The 22,471-nt window shown below is 70.6% G+C and carries 15 protein-coding genes and 1 pseudogene; 4 read left to right on the forward strand and 12 right to left on the reverse strand.

All coding sequences use genetic code 11. From position 1 onward, the window contains the following. Positions 1-72: 72 nt before the first annotated feature. The 6 genes and pseudogenes from AQJ67_RS21450 to AQJ67_RS21475 form a co-directional block, all read right to left on the reverse strand. Complete coding sequence (locus tag AQJ67_RS21450) at positions 73-4,272, reverse strand: nSTAND1 domain-containing NTPase (protein ID WP_079056085.1); 4,200 nt, start codon at positions 4,270-4,272, stop codon at positions 73-75. 106 nt (positions 4,273-4,378) lie between these two features. Next, positions 4,379-4,993: pseudogene (locus AQJ67_RS21455) on the reverse strand (N-acetylmuramoyl-L-alanine amidase); the annotation flags it as partial. Between the two features lie 51 nt (positions 4,994-5,044). Then, on the reverse strand, positions 5,045-5,680 hold the full coding sequence (locus tag AQJ67_RS21460) for a peptidoglycan DD-metalloendopeptidase family protein (RefSeq protein ID WP_062721047.1): 636 nt from the start codon (positions 5,678-5,680) through the stop codon (positions 5,045-5,047). Between the two features lie 47 nt (positions 5,681-5,727). After that, entirely contained in the window at positions 5,728-6,762 is a 1,035-nt protein-coding gene (locus tag AQJ67_RS21465) for a helix-turn-helix domain-containing protein (RefSeq protein WP_063807347.1), read from the reverse strand. Positions 6,763-6,918: 156 nt separating this feature from the next. Beyond that, a complete protein-coding gene (locus tag AQJ67_RS21470; protein WP_062720676.1) occupies positions 6,919-8,697 on the reverse strand; it encodes a TIGR03767 family metallophosphoesterase in 1,779 nt (592 codons plus the stop codon). A gap of 252 nt (positions 8,698-8,949) precedes the next feature. After that, complete coding sequence (locus tag AQJ67_RS21475) at positions 8,950-9,411, reverse strand: NUDIX hydrolase (protein WP_208615021.1); 462 nt, start codon at positions 9,409-9,411, stop codon at positions 8,950-8,952. Between the two features lie 225 nt (positions 9,412-9,636). On the opposite strand from AQJ67_RS21475, the gene AQJ67_RS21480 reads away from it, so the two are divergent. Continuing rightward, positions 9,637-12,942, forward strand: coding sequence for a S8 family serine peptidase (locus AQJ67_RS21480; protein WP_062720679.1), 3,306 nt, complete (start codon positions 9,637-9,639; stop codon positions 12,940-12,942). A 77-nt stretch (positions 12,943-13,019) separates the two neighbouring features. On the opposite strand, the gene AQJ67_RS21485 is transcribed toward AQJ67_RS21480, so the two are convergent. After that, positions 13,020-13,760, reverse strand: a complete 741-nt coding sequence (locus tag AQJ67_RS21485) for a hypothetical protein (RefSeq protein ID WP_062720681.1) — start codon at positions 13,758-13,760, stop codon at positions 13,020-13,022. A 1-nt stretch (position 13,761) separates the two neighbouring features. Next, positions 13,762-14,304, reverse strand: a complete 543-nt coding sequence (locus AQJ67_RS21490; protein WP_062720682.1) for an RNA polymerase sigma factor — start codon at positions 14,302-14,304, stop codon at positions 13,762-13,764. A gap of 390 nt (positions 14,305-14,694) precedes the next feature. On the opposite strand from AQJ67_RS21490, the gene AQJ67_RS21495 reads away from it, so the two are divergent. After that, positions 14,695-15,711 (forward strand): aspartate-semialdehyde dehydrogenase, encoded by a 1,017-nt coding sequence (locus AQJ67_RS21495; protein ID WP_062720683.1) that lies wholly within the window; start codon positions 14,695-14,697, stop codon positions 15,709-15,711. Positions 15,712-15,802: 91 nt separating this feature from the next. Here AQJ67_RS21495 and pepN read toward each other — a convergent pair whose 3' ends face one another. Next, a complete protein-coding gene (gene pepN / locus AQJ67_RS21500) occupies positions 15,803-18,382 on the reverse strand; it encodes an aminopeptidase N (protein ID WP_062720684.1) in 2,580 nt (859 codons plus the stop codon). A 120-nt stretch (positions 18,383-18,502) separates the two neighbouring features. Here pepN and AQJ67_RS21505 point away from each other — a divergent pair, with 120 nt between their 5' ends. Beyond that, the gene (locus tag AQJ67_RS21505; RefSeq protein WP_062720685.1) at positions 18,503-18,979 is read left to right on the forward strand and encodes a DUF1203 domain-containing protein; all 477 of its coding nucleotides are present in this window, start codon (positions 18,503-18,505) and stop codon (positions 18,977-18,979) included. A gap of 24 nt (positions 18,980-19,003) precedes the next feature. Here AQJ67_RS21505 and AQJ67_RS21510 read toward each other — a convergent pair whose 3' ends face one another. The 3 genes from AQJ67_RS21510 to AQJ67_RS21520 are packed head-to-tail and all read right to left on the reverse strand — an operon-like array spanning position 19,004 to position 21,814. Next, positions 19,004-19,900: a LysR family transcriptional regulator gene (locus AQJ67_RS21510; protein ID WP_062720686.1), complete on the reverse strand. Its 897-nt coding sequence runs from the start codon at positions 19,898-19,900 to the stop codon at positions 19,004-19,006. A 14-nt stretch (positions 19,901-19,914) separates the two neighbouring features. Further along, on the reverse strand, positions 19,915-20,829 hold the full coding sequence (locus tag AQJ67_RS21515) for a DMT family transporter (protein ID WP_062720687.1): 915 nt from the start codon (positions 20,827-20,829) through the stop codon (positions 19,915-19,917). 37 nt (positions 20,830-20,866) lie between these two features. Further along, a complete protein-coding gene (locus AQJ67_RS21520) occupies positions 20,867-21,814 on the reverse strand; it encodes an EamA family transporter (RefSeq protein ID WP_062720688.1) in 948 nt (315 codons plus the stop codon). Positions 21,815-21,941: 127 nt separating this feature from the next. On the opposite strand from AQJ67_RS21520, the gene AQJ67_RS21525 reads away from it, so the two are divergent. Continuing rightward, positions 21,942-22,454 carry a MarR family winged helix-turn-helix transcriptional regulator gene (locus AQJ67_RS21525; protein WP_062720689.1) on the forward strand — a complete coding sequence of 171 codons (513 nt, stop codon included), beginning with the start codon at positions 21,942-21,944 and terminating at the stop codon, positions 22,452-22,454. The last annotated feature ends 17 nt before the right edge of the window (positions 22,455-22,471 follow it).

Genomic DNA, 22,471 nt, shown 5'->3' on the forward strand with positions numbered 1-22,471 from the left:
CTGGCGTCCGCTACGAAGGTTGAAGCGGGAGCAAGTAGTTGGGCGCTAATCAGCCCTTTTCCGGTACCGGCTTCACGATGGGCAAACGGGTTCGGGCGTCCGGTCCCGTAGGTACAGGGCCGCTTCGTTCGGGGTGAAGTTCCTGTGGACCGCGCGGCAGACTCTGTTGACGGCCGCGGTCGGGTCGGGAGGAGCCGCTTCCCACCGTCGCACGGTTCGGTCGTCGCTTCCGGTGACAAGGGTGCGGCCGTCGGGACTGAACGCCACCGACAACACCTTGCCGGTGTGACCGGTGAAGACGGCACGGGCCTTACCGGTGGCCACGTCCCACGACCGCAGGGAGCCGTCATCGCTTCCGGTGGCGAGGGTGCGGCTGTCGGGGCTGAACACCACCGACAACACCTTGCCGGTGTCAGCGGTGAGGACGACACGGGGCTTGCCGGTGGCCACGTCCCACAACCGCACGGTTCGGTCGTCACTTCTGGTGGCAACCGTACGACCGTCGGGACTGAACACCGAAGAGGACAACGAGCGGTCAGGGAAGTCGATGGTCTTGCGGGGCTTTCCGGTCGCCACATCCCACAACCGCACTGCGTAGCCGACGCTTGTGATCAGAGTGCGGCCGTCCGGACTGAAGGAGAACGACCCGAAGCCATCATGGATGGTCCTGCGGGTTTTGCCGGTCGCCACATCCCACAACTTCAGCCCCTGCGCGATAGAGCCGGTGGTCATGGCGAGGGTGTGGCTGTCAGGGCTGAAAGCCAGCGATACCGGGCCTTTCGCGGCGATGGTCCTGCGGGGCCTTCCGGTCGCCACATCCCACAGCCGCATCTTCTCCTCCCCCCAGCCGTAGGTGGCGAGGGTGCGGCCGTCCGGGCTGAACGCCAATGTGTCCACGGGCGAGGTGTGTCCGGTGAGAGTGACCCGGGTCTTTCCGGTGGCGGCATCCGTCAGCCGCACCTCCCCGGTCCCGGTGCCGTTGTCGGGGACGCTGCTGTTCGCGATGGCAAGGGTCGTGCCATCGGGGCTGAACGCCACCGAGTACACGGCGTTTGTGGGAGCGGGGGACTCGATGAGGGTCTTTCCGACCGCCACGTCCCACAACCGCACCGTCCCGTGCTCGGCACTGCCGACGGCAAGGGTGTGGCCATCGGGACTGAACGCCAACGAGTCGGGGTCACCGGCGAAAGAGTCGACGGTACCGCGGGATCTGCCGGTGTCCACGTCCCACAGCCGCACCGTCCCGCCCGCGTAGTCACCGACAGCGAGGGTGCGCCCGTTCGGGCTGAACGCCACCGAGTACGAGGCTTCGCCCTGGTTTTCGAGGGTGGCTCGGGGCTTGCCGCTCACGACGTCCCACAACTGCATCTCCTTGTCCGGGCTGCCGGTGACAAGGGTGCGGCCGTCGGGACTGAACAGGACCTTGAACACGGTTCCGGTCTTGATGGTCCTGCGTACGGTGCCGGTGGCCACGTCCCACAGACGCACCCTTCCGTCGGGGCTGCCCCCGGTGGCCACGGTACGGCCGTCGGGACTGAGCGCCACCGAGTCGACCTCGCCGGTGCGGAGGATCTTGCGGGTTTCTGCCGTGGCCATGTCCCAAACGCGCACCGTGTCGTCGCCGGTGTCGGCGAGGGTATGACCGTCGGAACTGACCGCGAGAGAGGACTCGACGCCCCTGTGACCGGTAAGAGTGGCGCGGGTCCTGCCGCTGACGGCGTCCTGCAGCCGCACCGTGCCGTCGTGGGCGCTGGTCACGATGGTGCCACCGTCCGCACCGAGGGCCAGGTTGGCGATGCTGCCCGCGTGGCCGGTGCGGATGGTCTTGCGGGGCTTGCCTGTGGCGATGTCCCGCAGCCCCACCGTCCCGTTCTCGCCTCCGGTGGCCAGGGTCTTGCCGTCAGGGCTGAAGGCCATCGAGTACGCGGCCTCTGTGGGGACGTCGAACGTGAAGCGCAGGGGCCGCGCGGCAGCCGTGTAGAGGCTGCCGGTGGCTTCGGCGGTGGGGCTCGTCCGGTAGGCCTGTACGGCGAGCAGTGAGGCGAGGTCGGGGTCGGTGTCCATCAACGCGGCGGATTGGGCGGCCAGTTGCCGGGACTGAGCGGTCTGCCGGGCATCGACCGCGGTCTGTCGCTGCCACCAGGCCAGTCCGGTGGCGATCAGGGCAAGGGCGAGCAGGGCGGCCAGGACGGTGTTGATGCGCCGGGTGCGGCGAGCCGCGGACTGCTGGTGTCGGTGGCTGGCGGTCAGAAACGCGGCGATGTCCGCGGGTATTCCGCGCTGCCGGGCCCATGCCGTGCCTTCCGCGAGGTCGGTGCCGTCGAGCAGATCCCCAGGATGGCCACTGTCGGTGAAGCGTGCTCGTTGTGCGCCCGCACGGTGGAGCCAGGCGTGGAACTGGTGGTTCTCGGCCACCCAGTCGCGCAGCTCCTGCCAGTCGCGGATGAGGGCGTCGTGGATGAGTTCGGCGGCCGCAACACCGGGGCCGCCGTCCGGCCGGCTCACGATGCGTGTGGTGATGATCCGGTTCCGGGTGAGGCCGGCCAGCACCTGTTCGAACGCCTCGTCGTTCGGCTGGTCCGTCGGAACGATGTCGGCGGTCAGGGACTTCAGATCCGTGAGGGGGACCCGCTGGCGGGTGGCGGGGATGGCATGAGCGTCGTCGGCAGGCCGTACCAGTGCGGCGAGGAGCCGTCGAGCGATGGCGCGTTGACCTGCGGGCAGTTGGCCGACGGCTGAGTTGCACCACGTGGTCAGACTGCCGGTGACTTCGCCGATCTGCTGGTAGGCCTGGTGCGTGAGTCGGCCGTCGTGGCGGCGTTCCCAGAGCTGGCTCAGGGCCAGTTCCAAGGGAGGAAGCAGGGTGGCTGCCGCTTGCCGGGTGGTCGAGGCAGCCGGATCGGCGGCCAGCACGTCGGTGATGATCCGTTCGGGCAGCCCGTCCTCGAAGACGGCGCCCACGGCTCGGGCAGGCCGCGTGATGATGGCGTGCAGTTCAGGGGCGTTCAGCGCGGCGGGTACGTTGAGCAGCCCGGGGGCCGCGGCTTCCAGCAAGGCCGGGGCGAGAGCGGCCAGTCGGGGATAGAAGTCGTCTCGCATGACCAGCACCACACTCACCGCGGCCTGCGAGCCGATCGCCGTGACGAGCTGTTCCACAGCGGCCAGGCCGTCTTGTGGATTCGGGCCGTCGGCTCCCCCTCCGGTGAGGAGTTCCTCGAACTGATCCACGACCAGGAGCAGACGTCCGCGGCCCGGCTCCGCGGCCAGTTCGTGCTCGACGGCGGGCAGGATCCCGTCGGTCGCGGCCCCGGGCAGTCCGGCCTGCTCCAGCGCGAGGGGCAGGTCTTCCCCGGGACGGACAACCAGCGCCGGCCACCGGTCGCTGCCCGGCAGTCCGCCCTCGGCCAGTGCGGGCAGTACACCGGCTTGGATCAGCGAGGACTTCCCGGCGCCCGACGGTCCGAGCAGCAACAGCACCCGCTGTCCGCCGAGCACGGACAGAACTCGTTCAACAGCGGCCTCCCGGCCGTGGAACCACTCGGCGTGCTCCGCGGTGAACGGCTCCAGTCCCCGGTACGGGCAGACCTGCTGTTCAACCAGGTCGGGCCACACCTCCCGCAAGGTCTGAGCGGGAGTGGCGTAAGCGATGTCCTGGCCCTTGAGGTAGGTGTCCGGAGCGGAAACGGCAGTGAGCATGCCGATCACGAGGCCGGTGACCTCATCCACGACCGGACCGCCGCTGAACCCCGTGGTCAGGTCGTTCGCGTCGGTCAGCTGCAATACCGCGGCGCCCCCCGTGTCATCCACGGCAGGCAGCAGATCACCGGCCACGCCGTACCCGAAGTGACCGCCGGGCGGAGCCTGAGCGGGAAACCCGAACGAGCGCACCGCGTGGCCCCGGCATCCGGCGGCAGAGCCCAACGGCAGGGCTTCCACGCCGTCTGGAGCCTCCTCCAGTCGCACGAGGGCGACATCGTCGTGCTCGGGAGCCCGCCACGCTTCGGCAACGACCAGCCCACGGAACTGCCGGGCCCCGTGAGCGTGCGGAAAGGCGAGACGAATCCCGTCGCCGGGGCCTGACTCAGCGGCGACCACCACATGAGCACAGGTGACCAGCAGTCCCCCGGCCACCAGGAAACCCGCCCCGACCGCACGCCCTTCGGAGTCCAGGATCTGTGCGACCGCAGCCGGTAAGTCGAAACCCGACAGGTCGCGAGCAGCGCCACTCACCAGACCTGCCACCTGCTGCTCCTTCACCAACGACGTGTTCATCCTCTGACCTGACCCGACCCGACCCGACCAGTGTGGGGGTGCCTCGGTGGACGAAGACACCCCCACGGGCCTCAGGGCTCCCTCACCCGACGACGAGCGTGGGCTTCGGTGCCTTCTTCAGACGGGCCGCGACGCGGTCGCGCATCCCGGGCATCGGGAATCCCTTCGGGTCGATCTTGTCCTCGGACCATTCGAGGTGGCCGATGACACTGCGTGCGGTCCAGCCGTGGGCACGGCAGATCGCGGCGCTGACGCGTTCGATCGCCTCGAGTTGTGCCGCGGGCCACGGGTCGTCGCCGTCGCCGCGGTTGACACACTCGAAGCCGTAGAAGCAGACGTTGCCGTCCACTCCATCGGCGTTGCCTCGTGTCGGCTTCGGCGGCCGAGTGCCGTAGTCCTCAGCTTGCACACGCTCAAGGACCTCGGGATCGCCCCCGCCGGCGTGGTTGGCGCGCCCGTGACCGACGAGGTGGACGGTGCCGTCCTTGGCTATGACGCCATGGCACAGCGGGCCCGGCAGTGAGCTGGAACCGTCCCGGCAGATCGCCACCGACTCCTGGGTGCCCGAGGTCACGGTGTGATGGATCATCACGCCGTGAACGGGTCCCCAGGGGCCCTTGTGATCACGGTTGTGCGTGCGCCAGTCGCCGACCTCCACCACTCGCACGCCTTCGGCGCGCAGGGCGGCGAGGAGCGTCGCTGCGGACAGCGATGTCGCCATGGAAACCTCCTGGTGGGCGGGTGTGTGGTGAGTGCCGTGGGTGACCGGTGCTCACCAGGAGGGCTTGCGGTCGTCGCCGTACCCGCCGCCGCGCGGACGGTCCTCGAAGTGCAGGTGCGGACCGGTCACGTTGCCGCTCGCCCCGACCTTGCCCAGCCTTTCGCCCGCCTTCACCTTGTCGCCCCTGGAGACGGCCCGCTGCGACAGGTGGCAGTAGACGTAGTCCCGCCCGTTGTCCGCTCGCAGGCAGATCCAGTTCCCGTACGCGCCGCCGTCGCCGTTCGACCAGGCGATGGTGCCCGCCCGTACCGCCACCACGGGCGTGCCGGTGGACGCCGCGTAGTCGTCCCCGGTGTGGTAGCCGGCGGAGTAGTCGGAGTTGCGGACACCGTAGGCGTACGTGACCTTGTGGCCGGGCACGGGTGAGTCCACCCGGCCCGAACGGTGGCCGCCGTCCTTCAGACCGAGCCGGGCCAACGTCTCCTCGCCCGCCAGTCCGTCCGCCCCACTGCCCGACCAGCCCTGCGCACGCTGGAACTTGGCGCAGGCACTCTTCGTCTCGTCGCCGTACTTGCCGGTGGCGCCCGACGGGATCTTGTAGCCGGCGGCTATCAGAGCCTTCTGGAACTTCTTTACGCACGGCTCGGTCGAGCCGTACCTGACGTGATCGAACTCGATCTTGGTCATGAACATCTCCCCGTTGATGTCAATCGCCCGGTCTCGGGCGACTGGTGTCATCCTCTGAGCAACCGGCGCGGAGATGTTGACGCCGAGTCCACGGTTGTTTGACGATCCGTCCCGACCGAGTCGGCTGCGGGCCCCTCGTTGCCGGTCTCCTGGAGCAGGGCACGGCGGCGGTAGTCGCGGGGCGACATGCCGTAGGCCGAGCGGAACGCGCGCGTGAAGACCGGATGGTGCTCGAAGCCCGCGCGGACGGCGACGAGATGCACCGGGACGTCACGTCGGGCGGGATCGGCGAGCATCTCGCAGGCACGCTCCAGACGCAGGTGCCGGATCCAGCCGGACACGGTGGTCTCGCGGTCCTGGAACAGCCGGTGGAGATGGCTGATCGAGATGTGGTGCGCGGCGGCGATGGTGGCCGGCGTCAGGCCCGGGTCGTGCAGGTGGTCGCGGATGAACGCCTGGATGCGCAGGGCCAGGGTCCGCCTCCGGGACTCGGCAGGCAGGCTGTCCATGGCGTCCAGTGCGTTCGCGAACACGGCCGCGAGCAGGTCGACCAGGATCGTCTCCAGCCGGGGCGCGTCGACGACGGTGTACGAATGCCGTTTGTCCATCAGGTTGGTGAGGAGGGCCGTCAGCAGGGCCCCGACGCCCTGCTGTCCCGTCAGCCGGTGACCGATCACCCGGCCGAGATCGTCCGAGGGCAGGGCCAGACGCGCTCGGGGCACGTCCACGCTCACGGCCTCCACTACTTCCCGCTGCGGGCCCAGGAAAATATCGAAGGGCCGGGAGGAGTCGTTGGTACGGAGCTCGTACGGGCCGTACAGGGCGTCCGGACCGCCCATGCGGAACCCCACGGCGCCCTTGGTGATCAGCGAGAGGTGGATCATCTCCGGGTCGGAGCCGCGGATGAGCCGCGGTGTCCGCCTGATGGTCTGGGGCGACCAGACCGAGGACCACACGAGCGCGCTCCCCAGTGGGACGACGCACTGCTGCGCGCGGAAGTCCGAGGCGGGAGGGCAGACCAGGTCCACGGGCGCGTGGATCCGGGACAGCTTCTCCCGCCACGCGTCGACCCGGTCCGCCACCGGTAAGTCTTCGCTCCTGAACACTGTTTCGATCATCGCTTCTGCCCCCGTCGCAGCGTGGATGAACGCCGGGCCCTCGCGGCCCGGGCACACCACCAGCATGCCGAAGGGCAAAAGCGCAGCAAAGGCTTTCACTCCGCGGTGCAGGAACGGATTTCAGCCCTTCTTCAGCACCAGCTCCGTGTTGCGGTCCTTCCGGTCCCCCGCCAGCTTCGTGCTGGCGCCGGGCGCGTTCAGGGCCAGCTCGCGGTAGAGGGCGGCCAGGCCCGTCTGGGAGTGGTCGGTGAGGCTGGTGCGGTGCGGGGCGGAGGACTCGATCAGGGTGGTGAACAGGGAGAGCGTGCCGTCCTTGTTGTCCACCACCTCGATGATCCGGGCGAGCTGGGGGAAGTCGACGTGGGAGGCGGTGGAGATCTCCCAGAAGGAGTGGCCGCCGGAGCCGGAGCGCGGGGTGATGACGTTCTTGTGGATGTGGCCGTTCACCCAGGCAAGGACGCCGCGGTGGCTGCCGAGCAGTTCGAGGACCTCGGCGCCGCCCACGCGCCGCTCGCCCGGGCGGGCCGGGTCGCGGCGCAGGTTGTCCATCGTCTCGCTGGTGTGATGGCTGAAGACGATCGCGTACGAGTCCTTGTTCTCGCGCAGCGTCCGGTCCAGCCAGTTGAACTGCGCCGCCCCGATGGACCCTTCGTAGTGGCCGCCCGGGTCGGTGGTGTCGAGGCTGATGCCGATGACGTCGTCGGCGATGCGGAAGCTGTAGTACTGGGTGCCCGCGTCCAGGTTGGCCGTCGAGTAGCCGTGACCGACCGGGCCGTGGCCGCGGTGGGCCGGGTCCAGATGGGCCTGGAGGTACTCCCTCGGCGTGAACGGGGCGCGGCTCTCGTCCGGCGTGACCGAGCGCATCGAGCGGGCGTGGGCCTTGAGGAAGTCCTTGAAGACGGTGCCCCTCGGGTCCTTGTCCTGCTTCAGGGAGTCCTGGAGCTTCTTGGCGTCCGCGGCAGGCACGTTCATCAGCTTCTTGCCGCCGACCGCGAGGTCGGTGAGGTAGGAGTCGGCGTGCGAGGCGTAGGTGCCGAGCGGCATCGCGTCGTGGTTGCCGACCGTCGAGTACCAGGGGATGTTCAGGCCGGGGCTGCGCAGTTCGCGGATCGCGGCGGCGAGGTAGCCCTCGATGTGCGGGAAGCCGAGCTGCTTGTCGGCGTCGCGGACGCTGTCGTCGGCCTGCCAGTACAGCTTGAGGCCGCTGTTCTGGACGCCTTCGTAGTGCCGCGGGTCGCCCGTGTTCGGGGTGACCCGGCCGCCGCTCATCACCGTCAGGAACCACTCCAGCTCGGACTTGCAGTTGTTGTCCGTGTTGTCGCCGGTGGTCATGGCGAAGTGGAGCGGGGCGCCGGTGACGGGGGCGCCCCGCAGCGCGTTGACGCGCTCGACCAGCGCCACCGCGCCGGGCACGGTCAGCGCCTCGTGCGGCCGCCAGGCGTGCACGTCCGTCGAGCGCAGGTATTCGAGGCGGAGCGGGTGCTGGGCGTCGATCAGGTGCAGGTCGGTGAGCTGTACGAAGGCGGCGAGCGCCGTACGCCGCTTCTCGCGCCCCGGCTTGGCCGCGGCCAGGTTCTCGCGGACGACCCGCTTCCAGCCGGGACCGTCGCCGAGCCGGCGGTAGCCGGAGCTGCCGGTCGGGGTGGCGACCGAGGCGACGGTGGTGCCGCGGGTGTAGGGCGCGAGGGCGACCGGCACCTTGCGGGAGGCACCGACGGGGGCCTCGGCGGCGGCGTCGCCCGGTGTGCTCGCGGTGCTTGTGGTGGTGGCGGCCTCACTCTCGGTGGGCCGCAGGGCGTAGCCGACGCCCGCGGAGAGGGTCACCGCTCCGGTGGCGGCGAGCAGGGTACGGCGGTGGACCCCCAGCGCGGAGCTGGCGACAGAGCGTATGCGCGACATGGCGCGATCTCCCCGAGTGCGAACGCGTCGGCAGTGGTCGCGGGCGGTCACCGAAGCGAACCTCCCGCTCACTGTGGATCGTTGGCAGCGGGGATGACCTGCGCATGAACACGACCGCAACGGGCAGCGCCGATCACCGTACGTGGATCTTGGACTACCTTCCGCGTCCACGGCCGCTCCTCGAACGGCCGGGACGCGGTCACTCCGTGTTCATCTTTCGGGGTAGCGAAGCTGTTTCCCGGGCCCGACCCCCTAGGCCCTGTCGGCTCCGATCCGCCCCGCCGCCGGCCGCTCCCGCCACAGCGACAGCCCCTTGTCGACCATGGACACGCGCGTCAGGGCCGTCACCTCGTCCAGGGGCTGCCAGGCCGCCATGTCGGTCGAGCCGTTGGCCTCGTAGCGCAGGTCGCCGCCCGTGATCCGGGCCTCGTAGACGAGCCGTACGCCGTGGTGGTCGACGGGGCGGCCGAAGCGGCCGCTCGGGAACGTGCGGTGGGAGGAGTCGATGCCGAGCAGGCCCGTCGGTTCGACGAGGTAGCCGGTCTCCTCCTCCACCTCCCGCACGACCGTGTCGTAGGGATCCTCACCGTGCTCCATGCCGCCGCCCGGCAGCACCCACTCGAAGCCGCCGCCCGGCGCCGGGGAGCGCGCGAGGAGGACTTGTCCGTCACGTACGCAAATGGCGTAGGCCGCCACCCTCAACTTCTTCCGCACGTAGGGACGTTAGACGGCCGGGGTGGACCGGCGCAGGTGGTTTTTCGCCTTGCGGGTGACTTGCGCCTTTCGCTCCTCACGCCCCAATTGCATAGGGGGTTTCCCCCATCCCTCCATTTCGATTCGGTCAACTCTTCCCAAACATCCTTCCCTTGCGTAAGGCTGTGCGGTCGTCCGGGATCACATACCGGACGGCCCATGCTCCTTTACCAACAAGGGATGCCGATGACCCTCAACCCCCAGCGCGAACCGAAGCCGGGTCCGAGACGCGCGGCCCGCACAGCCGTGGCCGTCGGTCTCGTCGCGGCGCTCTCCGCGGCCGGGCCGATACCCATGGCCATAGCCGCGGACCCCGCCCCCGCGGCGACGGACCTGAGCGTCAAGTCCGCGCACGACAGGCTCGGTTCGGACGACGCCGACCTGCTCGCCGAGGCGAAGGCCGACGGCGACAAGAACGTCACGATGATGATCGCGACCGCGCCCGGCCAGACCGAGAAGGTCGCCGAGCAGCTGGACGCGGTCGGCTCTGTGGGCCGTACCTACGACAAGCTCGGCTACGTCCGGGCCACCGTCCCGACCGGCAAGGCCGACTCAGCCATCGCCGCCGCCACGAAGCTCTCCTCGGTGCACGGCATCGACCTGCGCGAGGAGATACCCCTGGACGACCCGGTCGTCGACACCAAGGGCTCGAAGAGCGCGGCGAAGGCGACGGGCACCGCGGGCGCGTACCCGGCCCCCGGCAAGAAGACCCCGGCGGAGAACCCGTACAACCCGTCCTTCGAGACGGGCGCCGTCGACTTCGTCGAGGACCACCCGAAGGCGGACGGCCGCGGCATCACCATCGGCATCCTCGACTCCGGCATCGACCTCGCGCACCCGGCGCTCCAGAAGACCACCACGGGTGAGCGCAAGATCGTCGACTGGGTCACCGCGACCGACCCGATAGTGGACAACGACCGCACCTGGCGCCCGATGGTGACCTCCGTCTCCGGGCCCACCTTCACCTACGGCGGCAAGACCTGGACCGCGCCCGCCGGCTCCTACCAGGTGAGCACCTTCCTGGAGTCGTACACCACGGGCGGCGACGCGGCGGGCGACGCCAACCGCGACGGCGACAAGACCGACTCCTGGGGCGTCCTGTACGACGCCGCGAACGGCACCGTCCGGGTCGACCTGAACAACAACTTCGACTTCGGTGACGACACCCCGATGAAGCCGTACAAGGACGGCTACCAGATCGGGTACTTCGGCACCGACAACCCGGCCACCGACGTCGCCGAGCGCCAGCCGTTCGTCGTGCAGATCCGCAAGGACGTGCCCATGGACCCCCTCGGCGGGGACTGGGTCGGCCAGAAGCGCGACTTCGTCAACATCGGCGTCATCGAGTCCGAGCACGGCACCCACGTCGCCGGCATCACCGCCGCCAACGGCCTGTTCGGCGGGAAGATGAACGGCGCGGCCCCGGGCGCGAAGCTCGTCGCCTCGCGCGCCTGCACCTGGACCGGCGGCTGCACCAACGTCGCGCTCACCGAGGGCATGATCGACCTTGTCGTCAACCGTGGCGTCGACATCGTCAACATGTCCATCGGCGGTCTCCCGGCGCTGAACGACGGCAACAACGCGCGCGCCGAGCTGTACACGCGCCTCATCGACACCTACGGCGTGCAGCTGGTGATCTCGGCCGGCAACTCCGGCCCCGGCGCCAACACCATCGGCGACCCCGGCCTGGCGAGCAAGGTCATCTCGGTCGGCGCGACCGTCTCCAAGGAGACCTGGGCCGCCAACTACGGCTCGGTCGTGGAGAAGACGTACGCGATGATGCCGTTCTCCTCGCGCGGTCCGCGTGAGGACGGCGGCTTCACCCCGACGCTGTCCGCGCCGGGCGCCGCGATCAACACCATCCAGACCTGGCTGCCGGGCGCCCCGGTCGCCGAGGCGGGCTACACCCTCCCGGCCGGCTACGGCATGCTCCAGGGCACCTCGATGGCGTCCCCGCAGGCCGCGGGCGCCTCGGCGCTGCTGCTGAGCGCCGCCAAGCAGAAGGGCATCGACCTCACCCCGGCGAAGCTGCGCACCGCGCTGACCTCGACCGCCGACCACATCAAGGGTGTGCAGGCGTACGAGGAGGGTGTCGGCCTCATCAACATCCCGGACGCCTGGGAGTCGATCCGTGACGGCGCCACCGCCCACGAGTACACGGTCAAGGCGCCGGTCGACACCGCGATCGACCAGTTCCTGAAGACCCCGGGCTCCGGCACGGGCATCTACGACCGCGAGGGCGGCCTCAGGGCCGGCCAGAAGAAGACGTACGACGTCACCCTCACCCGTACGTCCGGCGCGGACAAGGCGATCCGGCACGAGCTGCACCTGGAGAACAACGCCGGGGACACCTTCCGCATCGTCGGCTCCGACGAGATCAGCCTCGGCCTGAACAAGCCGGTCACCGTCAAGATCGCCGCCAAGCCGTCCTCGGCCGGCATCAAGAGCGCGATCCTGGAGGTCGACGACCCGCGCACCGAGGGCATCGACCAGCAGGTCCTCAACACGGTCGTGGTCTCGGCGCCGCTGAAGTACACCTACGCGGCGTCCGGTTCGGTGCAGCGCAACAGCACCAAGTCGTACTTCGTGACCGTCCCCGAGGGCGCGAAGTCGCTTCAGGTCGCGATCGGCGGGCTGAAGGACAAGAGCCAGACCCGGTTCATCGCCATCCACCCGTACGGCACGCCGTCGGACAACACCGGCACCCCGTACTGCTACAACAACTACCTCGCCGGCAACGGCTGCAAGCCGGACGTGCGTTCCTACGCCGACCCGCAGCCCGGCGTCTGGGAGATCGAGGTCGAGTCGCGTCGTACGTCGCCGCTGCTCGACAACCCGTTCAAGCTGGACGTCGCCGTCCTGGGCGCGGCCTTCGACCCGGAGACCGTGACCCTGCCCGAGGCCAAGGTCGGCACCCCGACCGCCGTCTCCTGGAAGGTGACGAACGACTACGCCGCCCTCGACGGCAAGCTGGCCGGCGGCCCGCTCGGCTCGTCGAAGACGGCGCGTCCGACCATCGCCGAGGGCGACACGCAGACCACCACGGTCGACGTCCCCGAGGGCGCCACGTCCCTCGACGTCAGCATCGGCAGCGTCTCCGACGCGGCCGCCGACCTCGACCTGGTCGTCTACGACGCGGCCGGCACGGAGGTCGGCAGCTCCGCCGACGGTGACTCGGAGGAGTCGGTCTCGGTCGCGAACCCGGCGGCCGGGAAGTACAGCATCGAGGTCGTCGGCTACTCGGTGCCGGCCGGCTCGACGGCGTACGACTACCTGGACGTGTTCTACTCCGCCACGCTCGGCAGCGTCACCGTCGACGAGTCGGCGCCGGTGGAGCTCGGCACGGGTGACTCGGCCACGGTCGCGGGCAGCGTCACCGCCGCGGCGGCCGCTCCGGAGGGCCGTGAGTTCTTCGGCCAGGTCCGGCTGCTGAACGCGCGCGGCACGGTCGCGGGCCTCGGCAACGTGAAGATCGAGAAGGTCACGCCGTAGCTCGTCGAGTACGGCAGTGGGGGGGCGGGCGTCCGTGCGGGCGCCCGCCCCTCGCCGTTCACCGCGCCCGGAGCCGGTCAGCAGGTGAGCTTGCCCGCCTGGGCCAGCGAGGCGGTGATCCAGGCCCGTTCGGGGGCGATGTTCTGCTCGCCGACCGCCCAGAAGTCCGGCTCGCGGGTGCCCTGGCGGATACCGATGAGGACCGGGTCGCCCACGCGCAGGCCCGGGACGAGGCTCTCGTCGACCACGAAGGTCAGCTCCTGCTCGCCCTTGTCCGGCTTGTAGTAGCGGCTCATGTGCAGGGCGACCCGCAGGGACGTCGTACCGGGCAGCCGCTCCACCGAGGTGGCCTCGCCCTCGGCGACCAGCCGGGAGCAGGCGAGGTACTGGGGACTGCCGAAGGCACCGCCACCCCCGGCCTCGGAGGCCTGCTTGTCGGCGGCGGCACCGGCGTCGGAGTGGGCGCCCTCGCCCTGGGTCAGCAGCCAGCCCATGCCCACCAGCACGGACGCGGCGGCGGCCACCGCGAGCCCGCCGTAGGCCACGGCGAACATACGGCGCCGGGCGCGGGAGGGCCGGCGTACGCGCACGGGGGCGGGGGCGGGCGCGGGCTGCGGCTCGGGCTCCGGCGGGGCCGGTTCGGCGAGCGCGTGCCCGATGATCCCCAGCTGTTCCCGCAGCAGCGCCACGTCGGCGGCCGCCGAGCGGTGCTCCGCCATGAAGGCGGCGTCCGCGCGTGCCTCGTCGGTGAGCGGTTCGTCGGTGATCGCGGCCATCAGCGCGTCAGCGCGGGTACGGCCTTCGTTCTCGGCGGTCATGTCACACCACCTCGTCCTCGTGCAGGCGGGCGCGCAGGGCCCGTACCGCCGTGTGCAGCCTGCTCTTGACCGTGCCCTCCGGGATGCCGAGCTCCTCGGCGATGCCGCGGACCGGCAGGTCGGCGAAGAAGCGCAGCACGAGGACCTGACGCTGGTAGTCGGGCAGTTCGTCCAGGCCCTGGGCGACGGCGAGGGAGAGCAGGCTGGTGTCCTCGCCGGAGGGGTGGACCGGCTCGTGCAGGGAGGCGAGGCGCTCCCCGAGCCGCTCCTGGCGCTTCTTGGCCCGGTGCCAGTCCATCGCGAGGTTGGAGGCGACGACCGCCGCCCACGCCGAGACGTCCCGCGGCGCCTCACGGCCGCTCGCGGCCCGCTCCAGCAGCCGCAGGCGGACCTGCTGTACCCCGTCCGGCAGGTCCGCCTGCGGCACCCCGCCCAGCGCGAGCACCGCCCGCACCCGGCGCTCCTGGGCCGCGTCCAGCGGATCGTCCAGTACGTCCTGGACGGCACCGCCCCCCTGGTCGCGGCGGGCCTTTCTGCGCAGCACAGCCACCCCTCCCCTCGCCGTGTGGTGACTGTGACGCCGTAAGGGCCCGAAACGTTCGGCGTCGGCCGGCGGAATTTCCGGGAAGCCCCCGCCGCTGCACAGAGGCATACCTGCGGACGGCCACAGAGGCGTACGTCACACCTTCGCGTAGGCCGGTTGCGTGGGGGCAGGCGAGCTTGCGGTGCGGGGCCGCCGCAGGGCGAATATCTCCAGCTCAGCCCGGGTGTGAGCCGCAGAACCACGGCTCGGGCCGGGGTGGGTCGCGTTCCACCGTTCGGTCATCCCGGTCAAAGAATTGGACAGGCGGACCAAGGCTGACCGCATGATGGAAACGCCTCGGCCATGCAGCAGACACAGACAAGCCACGCAGATCACGTAGAAGGAGTCGCCGTGAGGGTCGGAATCGTCGGAGCCACCGGTCAGGTCGGCACGGTCATGCGCAGGATCCTCAAGGAGCGGGACTTCCCCGTCACCGAGCTGCGCCTGTTCGCCTCGGCCCGCTCGGCGGGGACGGTCCTGGACGGCGTGACGGTGGAGGACGCGGCCACGGCCGACTACTCCGGTCTGGACATCGTGCTGTTCTCTGCGGGCGGCGCGACGTCGAAGGCGCTGGCCCCGAAGGTCGCCGCACAGGGCCCCGTGGTGATCGACAACTCCTCGGCCTGGCGCAGGGACCCGGACGTACCCCTGGTGGTCTCCGAGGTCAACCCGCACGCCATCGCCGACCGCCCCAAGGGCATCATCGCCAACCCGAACTGCACGACGATGGCCGCGATGCCGGTGCTGCGGCCGCTGCACGCCGAGGCGGGCCTGCAGGCCCTGGTCGTCGCCACCTACCAGGCCGTCTCCGGCTCCGGTCTGGCCGGCGTCGACGAGCTGTTCGAGCAGATCAAGAAGGTCGGCGACGACGCGCCCAAGCTCACCCACGACGGCTCGGCGGCGGAGTTCCCCGAGCCGAACAAGTACGTCGCCCCGATCGCGTACAACGTCCTGCCGATGGCCGGCTCCATCGTCGACGACGGCCTGCACGAGACCGACGAGGAGCAGAAGCTTCGCCACGAGTCCCGCAAGATCCTGGAGATCCCCGAGCTGAAGGTCTCCGGCACCTGCGTGCGCGTCCCGGTCTTCGCCGGCCACTCCCTCCAGATCAACGCCCGCTTCGCCCGCCCGATCAGCGTGGAGCGCGCCAAGGAGGTCCTGGCCGGCGCCCCCGGCGTGGCCCTCACCGACGTCCCGACCCCGCTCCAGGCGGCTGGCCAGGACCCCTCCTACGTCGGCCGCCTCCGCCAGGACGAGACCGTCGAGCACGGCCTCGCCCTGTTCGTCTCCAACGACAACCTCCGCAAGGGCGCGGCGCTGAACGCCGTGCAGATCGCGGAGTTGGTGGCGGCGGAGCTGAAGGGCTGACGCCCGTACTCCACGACGAAGGGGCGCCCACCGGTCACGGTGGGCGCCCCTTGGCGTCGTACGGCCGACTCCGCCGGTCGGCCGCCGCCGGCTACGGCTGGTCGGCCGCCGCGTCCGCGGCCTGCGCCTTCAGCGCTCGTTCCACGCCCGCCCGGGACTCCGAGACCAGACGTCGCAGGGCCGCGTTCGGCTCCGCGGAGGACAGCCAGGTGTCCGTCTTGTGCAGGGTGTCGTCGGAGACCTGGATCGTCGGGTACAGGCCGACGGCGATCTGCTGGGCGATCTCGTGGGAGCGGGCGTCCCAGATGTCCTTGACCACCTCGAAGAACCTGTCGGTGTACGGGGCCAGGAGCTCGCGCTGGTCGGTCTGGACGAAGCCGCCGATCACCGCTTCCTGGAGGGCGTTCGGGAGCTTGTCGGACTCGATCACCGACGCCCAGGCCTCGGCCTTGGCCTCGGGGGTCGGGCGGGCGGCACGGGCCGTGGCCGCGTGGCGCTCGCCGGCGGCGGTCCTGTCCCGCTCGTACTCGGCCGCGATCTCCGTCTCGTCGTAGCGGCCCACGGCCGCCAGGCGCTCCACGAACGCCCAGCGCAGCTCCGTGTCGACGGCCAGCCCCTCGACCGACTGGGAGCCGTCCAGCAGGGCCTCCAGCAGGTCCAGCTGCTCCGGCGTACGGGCCGTCGCCGCGAACGCCCGCGCCCAGGCCAGCTGGTGGTCGCTGCCCGCCTCGGCGGACCGCAGATGGGCCAGCGTGGCGTCCGTCCAGCGGGTCAGCAGGGCCTCGCGGGCCGCGGGGGCGGCGTACAGCTCGATCGCCAGCTTCACCTGGCGCTGGAGCGACTGCACGACACCGATGTCGGACTCCTTGCCGATGCCCGACAGGACCAGCGAGAGGTAGTCGCGGGTGGCGAGCTCCGCGTCGCGCGTCATGTCCCAGGACGACGCCCAGCACAGGGCGCGGGGCAGGGACGCCTCGAAGTCGCCGAGGTGCTCCGTGACGAACGCCAGGGACTCCTCGTCGAGACGGACCTTCGCGTACGACAGGTCGTCGTCGTTGAGGAGGACGACGTCCGGACGGCGGGTTCCCGACAGCTGCGGTACGGCCGTCAGTTCGCCGTCCACGTCGAGTTCGACACGCTCGGCGCGCACCAGCTTGCCGCTGTCGCCGTCGAGGTTGTACAGGCCGACGGCGATGCGGTGCGGGCGCAGGGTCGGCTCGCCCTTCGCGCCGGCCGGCAGCGCCGGGGCCTCCTGGCGGATCGCGAAGGACGTGATGACACCGTCGGCGTCCGTCTCGATCTCGGGCCGCAGGACGTTGATGCCGGCCGTCTCCAGCCACTGCTTCGACCAGCTCTTCAGGTCACGCCCGGAGGTCTCCTCCAGGGCGCCCAGCAGGTCGGACAGGCGCGTGTTGCCGAACGCGTGGCGCTTGAAGTACGCCTGCACGCCCCGGAAGAACTCGTCCTCGCCAACGTAGGCGACGAGCTGCTTGAGAACGGAGGCGCCCTTGGCGTACGTGATGCCGTCGAAGTTGACGAGCACGTCGTCCAGGTCGCGGATCTCGGCCATGATCGGGTGGGTGGACGGCAGCTGGTCCTGGCGGTACGCCCACGTCTTCATCTGGTTGGCGAAGGTGGTCCACGAGTGCGGCCAGCGCGACTCGGGCGCGTACGCCTGGCAGGCGGCCTCCGCGTAGGTGGCGAACGACTCGTTCAGCCACAGGTCGTTCCACCACTCCATGGTGACCAGGTCGCCGAACCACATGTGGGCCAGCTCGTGCAGGATCGTGGCTGCGCGCTGCTCGTACGCGGCGTCGGTGACCTTCGACCGGAAGACGTACTGGTCCCGGATGGTGACCGCACCGGCGTTCTCCATCGCGCCCGCGTTGAACTCCGGCACGAACAGCTGGTCGTACTTCTTGAACGGGTACGCGTAGTCGAACTTCTCCTGGAACCAGTCGAAGCCCTGCCGGGTCACCTCGAAGATGGCGTCCGAGTCGAGGTACTCGGCGAGCGACGGCCGGCAGTAGATGCCGAGCGGCACGCTCTGCCCGTCCTTCTCGTACACGCTGTGCACGGAGTGGTACGGGCCGACGATCAGCGCCGTGATGTACGACGAGATGCGCGGGGTCGGCTCGAAGGACCAGACGTTGTCCTTCGGTTCCGGGGTGGGCGAGTTGGAGACCACCGTCCAGCCCTCCGGGGCCTTCACGGTGAACTGGAAGGTGGCCTTCAGGTCGGGCTGCTCGAAGGACGCGAAGACGCGACGGGCGTCCGGGACCTCGAACTGGGTGTACAGGTACGCCTGCTGGTCGACCGGGTCGACGAAGCGGTGCAGGCCCTCGCCCGTGTTGGTGTACGCGCAGTCGGCGACGACCCGCAGGACGTTGCGCCCCTCCAGCAGGCCCGGCAGGGCGATCCTGGAGTCCTTGAAGACCTCGTCCGCGTCGAGCGCGTCGCCGTTGAGGGTCACCTCGTGGACGGTCGGCGCCACGAGGTCGATGAAGGAGTCGGCGCCGTTCTCCGCGACGTCGAAGCGCACCGTGGTCACGGACCTGTAGGTACCGCCCTCCTGCGCGCCGGAGAGGTCGAGATCGATCTCGTACGAGTCAACGGTGAGCAGCTTCGCCCGCTGCTGCGCCTCTTCGCGAGTCAGGTTTGTGCCAGGCACGCGGTCATCTCCTCGATATGTGTAGGTTCGGCGGTTCGGTCATCCTTCCACGGGACCTGCACGGAGCGCGATGTCCGTTTACCGCCGGTGGGCGGGGCGTACGCGCGTGAGGCTGGGGTCATGACGACCTACCACGTACGTCCCGTCGAACCGACGACCCTGAAGGGGCTGCGCTCTGCTGACGACGCGGGACGCAGGATGGTTCCCGTCACCGACGACGAGGGCGGCGCACCCCTGCGCTGCTGCCTGCGCCGCAGTGCCCCCGGCGAGCGGATCGCCCTGGTCTCGTATGCGCCCCTGCGCCGCTGGGCGGCCGAGAACGGGGCCGATCCTGGTGCCTACGACGAACAGGGGCCGGTCTTCATCCACGCCGAGGAGTGCGCGGGGCCGGACGGCGAAGAGGTCCCGTTCACCAACGCGCACCGGGTGGTGCGGCGGTACTCCGCCCAGGGGCACATCCTGGGCGGCCGGCTGGTCGAGGGCGCGAGCACGTTCACCTCGGCGTTCCGCGAGGCCTTCGACGACCCGGCCGTGGCGGTCGTCCACGTGCGGGCCGTCGAGTACGGCTGCTTCCTCTACGAGGTGCGTCGGGCGTGAGTTTCAGTGGCCCTGCTCCCCCGACTACGTGGCCGCAACGCCCCGAAGGACATCCAGCAGCCTCCCCACCGCCGGGGAGTCCTCCCCACCCCTGCGCACAGCCGCCACCACATGCCGAACCGGCCGCTCCTCCCCCAGTTCCCGCATCACGACCCCGCCCCTCGGCACGGCGGCCATCCGGGGGACCAGCGCCACGCCCATGCCGGCCTCCACCATGGCCAGGATGGCCGTCCATCCGGACGCCGAGTGGCCCTGCCGTGGGCTGAAGCCGGCCGTCTCGCAGGCGCCCCGGGTGATGTCGGACCACGGCCCGCTTCCGCCGAAGATCCAGTCCTCGGCAGCGAGGTCGGCCAGCCGCAGCGGTTCGGTGGTCGCCAGGTCGTGGCCCTTGGGGAGGGCGACGTCCAGCGGATCGGTCAGCAGGGGTACGCGGGTGAAGCGCGGGTCTCCCACGGCCGGTGCCTGTGCCGCGAGGGAGAGGGCGAGGTCGACCTCCCCGGCGGCCAGGAGTTCGTACGCCTCCGCGGCCTCCGCCTCCCGCACGCGTACGACCACGCCGGGATGCGAGGCCCGCAGCGCCCGTACGGCCGGTACGACCAGCGCCGGGACCGCCGTGGAGAAGGCGCCCACGCGCACCTCCCCGACCTCGCCCCGCGTGTACGCCGCCAACTCGGCGTCCGCCCGCTCCAGTTGCTCGAACACGGCCTCGGCGTGCCGCAGCACCAGCCGCGCCGCGTCCGTCAGCCGCACCCGCCGCCCCTGAGCCTCCAGCAGCGGCACCCCAACCTGCTTGGCGAGGTTCGTCAGCTGCTGCGACACCGCCGACGGTGTCATCCGTAGCGCCTCGGCCGTCGCCGTCACGGTCCCCCGTTCCCGCAGCGTCCGCAGGATCTGCAGCTTCCGGATGTCCCACTCGACCATGGCGGCAACCTACGTCACCGCCGCGCCGTCGCACCGAGGACGACCCCGCCGAGGATCAGCGTCATGCACAGCAACTGGGTCCAGCCGGTCGTCTCCCCCAGGAGCGCCCAGGACAGCAGCGACACGCACACCGGCTGCAGGTAGTAGACGACCCCGGCGCGGCTGGGGCCGACCAGCGCGACGGCCCGGTTCCAGGCGAAGAAGGCGACGGCGGAGGAGGCGAGTCCGACGTAGAGGATCGGCAGGACCGTCCCGGGCGTCGGCTCGAAGCCGCCCTGCACCGCCACGCTCACCGCCTGCGCGGGCAGCAGCAGGACCGTACCCACCAGGAACGTGGTGAACAGGAAGGCGGTGCCGCCCAGTTCGGCAGGTCTGCGCCGCAGCAGCCCGCTGTACGAACCGAAGCAGCAGGCCGCCGCCACCATCCACAGGTCCCCGGCCGCGAAGCCGGCCCCGCCCGCGCCACTGCCGATCAGCAGCACGACGCCCGCGCAGGCCACCAGCAGTCCCACGACCCGGCGCACGCCCAGCCGTACCCCCGAAGCCCGCTCGAACACGGCCATCAGCACCGGCGAAGCGGCCATGATCATGCCCATGTTGGCGGCCGGCGTGGTCAACCCGGCCTGGTTGACCAGGGTGTTGTAGGCGGTGACGCCGAGGAGCGAGGCGAGGAGTACGAAGCCGAGGTGAGCGCGGATCGCCGCGCGCTGCCGCCAGGCCTGCCGGGCCCCGAAGGGCGCCACCGCGACCAGCGCCACCAGCCATCTCCAGAACGCCTGCTGCACCGGCGGCACGCTGTCGTGCAGCGCCCGGGAGGTGACGAAGCTGCCGGACCAGACGACGGTCGCGAGGGCGGCCAGCGCGATGCCGAGTGCGGCCGTTCCGGGGAGGAGGGTCGGGCTTGGTGTCCTGGGGAGGACGACGGTCACGGAGATTCCTTCGCTGACGGCGGTGATCGGACTCGATCTACCGTCGCAGTGCCGCACCTGTCACGTCCATCGAATCTTTTCGACGCTTCATTTCAGAAGAACTGAACGATTCCCCGGCAGTGACCCGCCGGGCCACACGGCGCCCGGCCCCGATCTGTCCCACCACCGTCGCCCCGAACGCGAGCACCATCCCCGCCATCTGAACCGGCGTCAGCGCCTGCCCTAGCGCCGCCCAGCCGACGACCGCGGCGGTCAGCGGGGACAGCGGTCCGAGGAACGTGACCTGCGTGGCGGTGAGGCGACCGATGCCGCGGAACCAGAGCCAGTACGCGAGGGCCGTGTTGGCCAGTGCCAGGTAGAGGTAGCCGCCGACCGCCGGGGCGTCGAGCGCGGGCGGCGCGCCCTCGACCAGCACCGCGAAGGGCGCGATGAGCAGGCCGCCGGCCGTGAGCTGCCACCCGGTGAGGGCGAGGGGGCCGACACCGTCCGGGCGCCCCCAGCGCTTGGTCAGGACCGTACCCGTGGACATCGAGGCGGTGGAGGCGAGCGCCGCGAGGACGCCCAGCCCGTCCAGGGCACCGGCCGCCTTCAGCACGACCAGGCTGACGCCGAACGCGGCGACGACGGCGGTGAGCAGCGTCCGTACGGTCGGCCGCTCCCCCAGCAGCAGCGCCGCGAGCCCCGCCACGAACAGCGGCCCGACCGAGCCCACGACCGCCGCCATGCCGCCCGGCAGCCGGTACGCGGACAGGAACAGCAGCGGGAAGAACGCGCCGATGTTCAGCGCACCGAGCACCGCCGACTTCCACCACCAGGCGCCGCGCGGGCGCACCCGGGCGAGGGCGAGCAGCAGCAGGCCCGCGGGGAGGGCGCGCACCAGGGCGGTGAACAGGGGGCGGTCGGGCGGCAGGAACTCGGTGGCGACCGCGTAGGTCGTGCCCCAGGAGACGGGGGCGAGCGCGGTGAGGAGTATCAGTGCACCCATGGCTCGGCACACACCCTTCAAAGTAGATCGATGGAAAGTAGCTTAGTCGCAAGCTACTTTCAGTCAAGCCACTTTCCATCAATCCACTTTCTTGCGGCCGAGCGTCCGACGACCGATACTCGGCACCATGAGCGAACGCCCGCAGCCCAGCGACCCCGTCGACGCGATCATCGACCAGTGGGCGGCCGTGCGACCCGACCTCGACACCAAGGCGATGGAGGTCTTCGGGCGGATCTTCCGCCTCTCGCGCACGATGGGCGACCGCATGGAGAAGGCGTACGCGCCCTATGGCATCTCGCGCGGCGAGTTCGACGTCCTGGCGACCCTGCGCCGCGCCGGCGAGCCGCACACGCTCTCACCCCGCCAGCTGTCGGCGACACTGATGCTCACCACCGGAGGCATGACCGGCCGCCTCGACAAGCTGGAACGGGCCGGCCTGCTGCGCCGCTCCCCCGACCCGCACGACCGCCGCGGTCTGCAGGTCACCCTCACCGAGAAGGGGTTGCAGCTCATCGACGAGGCGGTCGGCGCCGGACTCGCCGCCCAGACCGAGGCCCTGTCCACCCTCGACACCGAACAGGCCGACCGACTGGCCGACCTGTTGCGGGAGTTGCTCGCGGGGACGCCCGAATCCCGGTAGTCCGGCCGCCGGGGCCC

This window comes from Streptomyces caeruleatus (assembly GCF_001514235.1).
GTDB lineage: Bacteria > Actinomycetota > Actinomycetes > Streptomycetales > Streptomycetaceae > Streptomyces > Streptomyces caeruleatus.

What these genes read in the sequence shown, in the direction of transcription:
- AQJ67_RS21450 (WP_079056085.1), bottom strand. Translation starts at nt 4,272, where the DNA reads ATGAACACGTCGTTGGTGAAGGAGCAGCAGGTGGCAGGTCTGGTGAGT.
- AQJ67_RS21485 (WP_062720681.1), bottom strand. Translation starts at nt 13,760, where the DNA reads ATGACCGCCGAGAACGAAGGCCGTACCCGCGCTGACGCGCTGATGGCC.
- AQJ67_RS21480 (WP_062720679.1), top strand. Translation starts at nt 9,637, where the DNA reads ATGACCCTCAACCCCCAGCGCGAACCGAAGCCGGGTCCGAGACGCGCG.
- AQJ67_RS21510 (WP_062720686.1), bottom strand. Translation starts at nt 19,900, where the DNA reads ATGGTCGAGTGGGACATCCGGAAGCTGCAGATCCTGCGGACGCTGCGG.
- AQJ67_RS21470 (WP_062720676.1), bottom strand. Translation starts at nt 8,697, where the DNA reads ATGTCGCGCATACGCTCTGTCGCCAGCTCCGCGCTGGGGGTCCACCGC.
- AQJ67_RS21505 (WP_062720685.1), top strand. Translation starts at nt 18,503, where the DNA reads ATGACGACCTACCACGTACGTCCCGTCGAACCGACGACCCTGAAGGGG.
- AQJ67_RS21520 (WP_062720688.1), bottom strand. Translation starts at nt 21,814, where the DNA reads ATGGGTGCACTGATACTCCTCACCGCGCTCGCCCCCGTCTCCTGGGGC.
- AQJ67_RS21460 (WP_062721047.1), bottom strand. Translation starts at nt 5,680, where the DNA reads ATGACCAAGATCGAGTTCGATCACGTCAGGTACGGCTCGACCGAGCCG.
- AQJ67_RS21525 (WP_062720689.1), top strand. Translation starts at nt 21,942, where the DNA reads ATGAGCGAACGCCCGCAGCCCAGCGACCCCGTCGACGCGATCATCGAC.